The sequence below is a fragment of the SAR324 cluster bacterium genome, assembly GCA_029245725.1.
Lineage (GTDB): Bacteria > SAR324 > SAR324 > SAR324 > NAC60-12 > JCVI-SCAAA005.
The window spans coordinates 1-6,748 of sequence record JAQWOT010000240.1 but is presented as its reverse complement, the minus strand read 5'-3'; the positions used below and the strand labels follow the sequence as shown (position 1 = coordinate 6,748).

Genomic DNA, 6,748 nt, shown 5'->3' with positions numbered 1-6,748 from the left:
AGTTTGTGGTGATGCATTCTGATATCTTTTAAAGAAGCAGGACTTACCGGGGAGCAGATCGCCACTCCACTTCCGTACCTTTGGGTGGAACCAGTGCTGACCGCCCACCCAACAGAAGCCAAGCGTCCAACCGTGCTGGATCATCATCGGGAGTTTTACCTGCTACTGCTCTGGCGAGAAAATCAGATGTGGACTCCCAGTGAGCAGGAGCGCATCCGCCAGGAAATCATCACGATCCTGGAGCGACTCTGGCGTACCGGTGAGATTTACCTTGAAAAACTAGGACTGGAGCAGGAACTCGATAACATCCTGCACTACCTACGTAACGTCTTTCCCAATATATTGCCTACCCTGGATCAACGTCTCCGTGAAGCCTGGCGAGAGGTTGGGTTTGATCCAGTCCTGTTAGATGATCCCAATCACTTTCCATGGCTGAGTTTTGGAAACTGGGTGGGTGGTGATCGTGATGGACACCCTCTCATCACGGCAGAAGTGACTGAAATTTGCCTGAAACGCCTGCACACCACTGCTCTGGAACTACTGCAACAACAACTGGAAGCATTGCGCAATGCCCTCAGCCTTGCTGAGCACCGACAGCCCGTTCCAACAATCCTACAGCAACGCATCGCTGAACTGCAGAACGCCCTCGGACGTCGTGGAGACAAGGTTGTATATCGTTTCCGCCGTGAGCCCTGGAGACAGTTGGTCGAGCTATTCCGCAAAGCATTACCGGAGAGTAGCACCCGGGGAAACTGCAGTGAATTCAGCTACCAACGCTCTCTGGATTTGCTCCAGGATCTACGCTTACTAGGAGAATCTCTGCTGGAAGTCGGAGCCGGCTGAATGGCTTGGCAGGAAGTGGATCTGGTCATCAGGTTGGTACAGACCTTTGGCTTTCACCTAGCCGTTCTCGACATTCGTCAAAACAGTAGTTTCCATGACCAAGCTATCGAACAACTACTGGAAACTGCAGGGTTTGCTGACACCAGCTTTGGTAGTTGGTCAGAAGAAGCACGTCTCAATTTTCTGGAACAGGAGCTAAAGACACATCGTCCCTTTGCCCTGAGCACTACACCAATTGGCCCACAAGCCACTCCTATTCGGGAGTGCTACGGAGTGTTACGTCAGTACATGGAAGCACACGGTGAGCAGGGAATCAGCAACTTCATCGTCAGTATGACCCACAACACCCCAGATCTACTGTCTGTTTATCTTTTGGCCAACGAAGCCGAACTGCTGCGCCAAACAGAAGACGGATTAATCTGTCCGATCCACATTGTTCCTCTTTTCGAAACGATTGATGACCTGATTGCCAGTCCTGCGATCATGCAGAGCTTTCTAGCAGATCCATTAACCCAGCGCAGCCTGCGCTATCAACAGCAGGCCACTGGTTGGGATCGACCGACCCAGCAGATCATGGTCGGCTATAGCGATAGTAACAAGGATGGGTGTATTTTGGCGAGCCAATGGAGCTTGTTCTGAGCCCAGGAGAAGTTGCTGGAGGTTGTTCAGGCTCACTGGATTTATCTGCGCTTCTTCCACGGACGAGGGGGGACAATCAGTCGTGGTGCTGGTCCCACACATCGCTTCCTCCAGGCCTTGCCTCATGGTTCCATTGGTGGCAATCTCCGTTTGACTGAGCAGGGGGAAACAATCGCTCAGAAATACGCCAACCTGGGGACAGCTCACTATCAACTGGAAATGCTGGTTGCTGGGACTGCTGGATCTTCCTTACTTCAGGAAAATCAGCCTCGCCTGCACAATCTGATGGAAGGGGTCATGGATGACCTGATGGAGTCCAGCCGACAGGCCTATCGGCAACTACTGGAAGCAGACAGGTTCATCGATTTCTTTCGCGAAGCCACCCCGATTGACGTTATTGAATCCAGCCGGATTGGTTCCCGTCCATCACGGCAGAGTGGGCAACGCAGCCTCTCTGATTTGTGGGCGATTCCCTGGGTTTTTGCCTGGAGCCAGTCTCGTTTCTTTCTCTCCAGTTGGTATGGACTGGGGACAGCCTTATCACAGTTACGAGAAGCCCAACTCGAAGTGTTCGGTAGACTCTGTGAGGAAAACCTGAGTTGGCATCCGTTCCACTATCTGACCAGTAACGTAGCAACAAGCCTGGCAATGGTTGACGAAGACGTGACCGCACAATACGCTAAATTGGTTGTCAATGCTGAAGTCCACAATCGACTCTTGCTGCAAATCTTGATGGAGTACCGACGAAGCCGCAGCATGCTAGAAGTGTTTATGCAGGCCCCTTGGAACGCCGAGCCAAGATCCAAAAAAGTATTGAGTTGTGGCGCAACGGGCTGCGTAGTCTACATCGGCAACAACTCGACCTGCTACCCAAGTGGCGTGGATTAAAGGCTGAGGGTTATGATGATGAAGCCGAGAAATTGCTGGTTCCACTGCTGATCACGGTCAACGCCATCACCAGCGGACTGCGTACAACAGATTGAATCAATCCATGAGCCTGATTGCTGAATAATGAAACTGGTGAGTTGATCCTCTTTTCTCCAACCGAGTTGCTCTAATGAAACACATTGTGCTTTTGCTGCTGACCATAGCGCTAGTGGCCTGCTCAAAATCCAAACCAGAGCCACCTCCTCCAGAGGAATTCCTAACCCTTGCTGATGTGTCTGGTCGCCCAACACTAGTAGAAGATTCCCCAGATGTTCGGGTGATTCAGGTCAAGACCAAGTCCTTCATCAAGCAGAACGATCTACGAGCTGCCAAGACCAAAGCTGTCGAGTTGGCTACCGTAGTTGCTGTTGATGAAATGGTGCGTGAGTTGTTGCCTTCATCAACCTACAATGAGAATTACGAAAAAATTGAAGACTACCTCTCGCGAAACATCAACAACTACGTGGATGATCAGGAAGTCGTTGGCGAGCGTCGTATTTTCATGGGTCAGTACTATGGCATCTCAGCCGCTTTCAAGGTCAATCGCCAGAAGGTCCTGGTAGCCCTGCAAAAAGACCTGAAGTTGATCAACACCAGTCAGAATGCCTTGGTAGCGATCATCACCAACCGGAAGAACATTGACTTGTCGAGCGCAGGATTCACGTTCACAGATCTGGAAGAAGCCTTCCTCAACCAAATCCAGACCGACATGAACCAGCGAGGTCTGCAGATGATGGACTACCGTAACGCCATCACATCGATGCAGAACAATGAGGATGCGGTACGGGAGATCGCCACCATCTCCAAGGATCAGTTCATGGCACTCCTCAGTGATTCTAACAGCGATGGAAACCTGCTGGCTGAACAAATTCAGCTCAGTGACGAGTTTTACGAAAGTGGACTCAACGTCCTACACCAACTGGCCAAGGTAGTGATTGAGGTCAATATCTTTGCAGTGAGTGGCAACGTGCAGGGAGACCTAGCTCTCTCGCTCAATGTGACAGCCAAGAACATCGCCAGTGATCGTGGAGGGGCCTTCGCCAACACTGTTATCAACGTCTCACGTCGTGCTGGCCCAAACTCTGTGCAGTCAGCAATGATCGCAGGGCTTGTGCAGGACGCCTATCAGGAGATGCAACAGGAGTTTGTGCCTCAGGTAATCAAGGAGATGTCGACCATCTCGATTGACCGAGATGCCTTGGTTGCTTATGACCTTGTCTTCCGAGGTTTTGATAAAAACGACGGGGGCCGCTTGCGACGCATGATTCAGGATAAAGAGGACAAGAGCTTCCGCTACCTCAGCTTCGATAACTCGGTTCCTTCGATCATTTCGATTCGGGTACGACACGCTGACAGTCTGGAAGACCTCGCAGATCGTGTCATGCGGATGATGGACACCAACAGCTTCAAGGTGGAAGAACCAATCATTGCTCCAGATATTCGTGACCTGGTTTTCTTGCGTAACAATGACTGATACCTTCACACAGCGGCGGGGTGGAATTCTACTCCATCCAACCGCCCTCCCCAGTCCACATGGAATTGGTGGCCTGGGTCCAATGGCTTATCGATTTGTCGATCTGCTTGAAGCAACTGGCCTGACACTCTGGCAGGACCTGCCACTTGGGCCTACCTCCTTTGGCTACTCCCCTTACCAGTCTCCCTCTGCATTTGCCGGCAATCCACTACTGATCAGCCTTGAGTTGCTACAGGAAGAGGGTTACTGGGAGGCTCCAGAATTCCTGCCAAATTTCCCTGTTGATCAAGTTGACTTTCCTCAGGTTGCTTCCTGGAAACAGTCCCAACTACGTCAAGCCTTTCAAAACTTTCAGCAACAAGCTTCTGAAGAAGATCGAAACGCCTTTGCAGATTATTGTTTGCAGGAAGTTAATTGGCTGGATGATTTCGCACTCTTCATGGCAGTCAAGGAACATTGTGGGGGAACATCCTGGAATCAATGGCCCACTCATCTCACACAAAGAGAACCCCAAGCACTGACCCAGTTTCGAGCTGAACACGCAGCCACAATCACCGAAGTACAATGGCAACAATTCATCTTTGACCGTCAAGCGTCTACGAGATTATGCCACTCAGCGGAAGGTGGAATTCTTCGGAGACATCCCAATTTTCGTAGCATACGACAGCGCTGAGGTTTGGGCTCATCGGCAATGGTTTCAACTGGAGGAGGACGGACAACCTTCCCATGTAGCCGGTGTGCCTCCTGACTATTTCAGTGAGACAGGCCAACGCTGGGGCAATCCTCTTTATGATTGGCAGGCTCTTGCAGCAGAAAACTATTCCTTCTGGAAACAAAGACTCTCTGTGCTGCTGCGCTGGGTGCAATGGGTAAGGATTGATCACTTCCGAGGATTTGAGTCCTTCTGGTCTATTCCTGCTAGTGAGCTCACGGCTGTGGTCGGCGAATGGGAAGCTGGTCTGGGTTTGGAGTTATTCAAATCGCTGAGAGCTGCGCTGGGTGAGTTACCGATTGTAGCCTATGATTTGGGTCTCATCACCCCAGAGGTACATGCCTTGAGACGTGACTGTGGCTTTCCAGGAATGAAGGTGCTGCAATTCGCTTTCTACAATGATCCCCAGCATCCCTTCCTACCCCACAGCTATAGCCCTCGAGCAGTCGCCTATACGGGAACTCACGACAACAACACCACTCGTGGATAGTGGCAGGAATTGAGTGCTGCTCAGCAGTTGCAGGTTCAAGATTACCTTCAACAACCCGTGGATGAAGCCACTGTCAGTCCTGCCCTGATGAGACTGGTCTGGTCTTCTTCAGCAGCCTGGGTGATCGCTCCATTGCAGGATTGGCTCAACTTGGATGCAAGCTGCTGTTTCAATATTCCGGGTACTGCAGAAGGAAACTGGCAGTGGCGCTGCCGCTGGGAATCCTTGGAATCCCTGGATCTGACGTCCCTCCGCCAGTGGACACAGATCTATGGTCGAGCATCTGGGTGAGATGTGTTTTCCCGCATGGCGTTCTAAACGCTGACAGGACTTCCACACCCTGCACATCTGGTTGGGAAAACACTCCTGCTGTCTGATCCAGGCAAATCAAATCCTCCGTTGGCACCAACAGGCTAAGCCCCTCCAGCCTGAAACAGTTGTTGAACTGCTCAAAGGCCAGCAATACAAACGGTGTCGACTGCTACTGGAACTCCCCTGGATTTGGCTGGAAGCAGCAGAGACACTCCCTGTCCGTACGGAAGAATGGCCCTTTTACCTGCGTCATCATCTCCAACTGCCTGAATTACCCGGACCACAACAACCTGTCGGTTGGCAACACCTCAAAGGTTCTCCCCCAAAAATTCTCCTGGCCCAACTCAGTCTACAGGCTCTCGAGTTACAACGCTTACTCTCACAAGGAAGATCACGTCCGCTACAAGTCTTACCGGCACTACTACCATGGTTCCAGACCTTACCTGCCGAAGGAGACTGGCTTCTCAAAGGATTGGAGCAGACTACAGTCCTTCGTTGGAATGCTGGAAGCCTGCAACAACTCTGGTCGCTACCCCATTGGGAACGTCAAACCGAGGAACTCTGGCGGGAAGATCTGCTTGATCAGGTTCTCTGGCAGGAACAACGCTTAGTCGATGACAACGGAGAACTGAAACGTTCCCTGCTTCAGCAAATTCTACAAACACCATATCCAGAGAAGAATTTTCAGTGGTATCGTCCGCGAACCTCACTCAAACGTATCCTTTGTTGGATGGCCGTCTTGTTCGTGCTGCTCAGTATTGCAGGTGGGGCTTTCACCATTCATCACTGGGAATCACGACAAGATCAGCTGCGCCAAGAACTGCGACAACTATAAGCCCGCCTGGAACAACACCGTAAGGAGAATCCCCCGGTTGATCTACAACTCGAGCAAGCTCGTAAAGCCTGGGAAGCTGAAATCGTGGTTCACCCTCGTGTAAACATTGATTACCTGGATGCGATCTCAAACGTCTTGGGAGAATCCTGGCTGGAGCAGATGCAGCTTACCCCCACAGGCGCCAACCTGATCCTGTTACTGATGGACCTGATTCACATTGCTAGCATTCTACAGCAGTTTAAAACTGCCCTTTGTCGACATGGTTGAACTCAATCTGCAACGTTCCATTGAGTTGAAAGGGCAAACAGTCCAACAATTGCACGTGCAGCTTCAATGGGTCAGCACGCCCTAAACATAACAATTTCTGGTTGTTGTGGAGGCAGCGCTGACGAGTTGGGTATGCCCCCCTTCAGTACGGCAATGCTTTTTTCGTAACTGAATCGGACAACCCAACATGCTTCATGGATGAATATTCTTCAGATCGGGAGTATCCCTATGCGCAAGGAAAAAGCTCCT

At 51.1% G+C, this 6,748-nt stretch carries 5 protein-coding genes and 2 pseudogenes; all 7 read left to right on the top strand.

Features of this window, described 5'->3' with window-relative positions; translation table 11 throughout:
- The first annotated feature begins 21 nt into the window (after positions 1-21).
- The 7 genes and pseudogenes from P8O70_13585 (at position 22) to P8O70_13555 (ending at position 6,499) form a co-directional block, all read left to right on the top strand.
- Positions 22-2,370, top strand: a pseudogene (locus P8O70_13585) (phosphoenolpyruvate carboxylase).
- Positions 2,301-2,465, top strand: a complete 165-nt coding sequence (locus P8O70_13580; GenBank protein MDG2197889.1) for a hypothetical protein — start codon at positions 2,301-2,303, stop codon at positions 2,463-2,465. Before P8O70_13585 ends, P8O70_13580 begins: the two are co-directional and overlap by 70 nt.
- Before the next feature lie 74 nt (positions 2,466-2,539).
- Positions 2,540-3,883, top strand: a complete 1,344-nt coding sequence (locus P8O70_13575; GenBank protein MDG2197888.1) for a hypothetical protein — start codon at positions 2,540-2,542, stop codon at positions 3,881-3,883.
- Positions 3,876-4,556, top strand: coding sequence for a 4-alpha-glucanotransferase (locus P8O70_13570; protein MDG2197887.1), 681 nt, complete (start codon positions 3,876-3,878; stop codon positions 4,554-4,556). Before P8O70_13575 ends, P8O70_13570 begins: the two co-directional genes overlap by 8 nt.
- A pseudogene (locus P8O70_13565) lies at positions 4,507-5,376 on the top strand (4-alpha-glucanotransferase). Before P8O70_13570 ends, P8O70_13565 begins: the two are co-directional and overlap by 50 nt.
- A 61-nt stretch (positions 5,377-5,437) precedes the next feature.
- The gene (locus P8O70_13560; protein ID MDG2197886.1) at positions 5,438-6,232 is read left to right on the top strand and encodes a hypothetical protein; all 795 of its coding nucleotides are present in this window, start codon (positions 5,438-5,440) and stop codon (positions 6,230-6,232) included.
- An 84-nt stretch (positions 6,233-6,316) separates the two neighbouring features.
- Positions 6,317-6,499, top strand: a complete 183-nt coding sequence (locus P8O70_13555) for a hypothetical protein (GenBank protein ID MDG2197885.1) — start codon at positions 6,317-6,319, stop codon at positions 6,497-6,499.
- Positions 6,500-6,748: the final 249 nt, after the last annotated feature.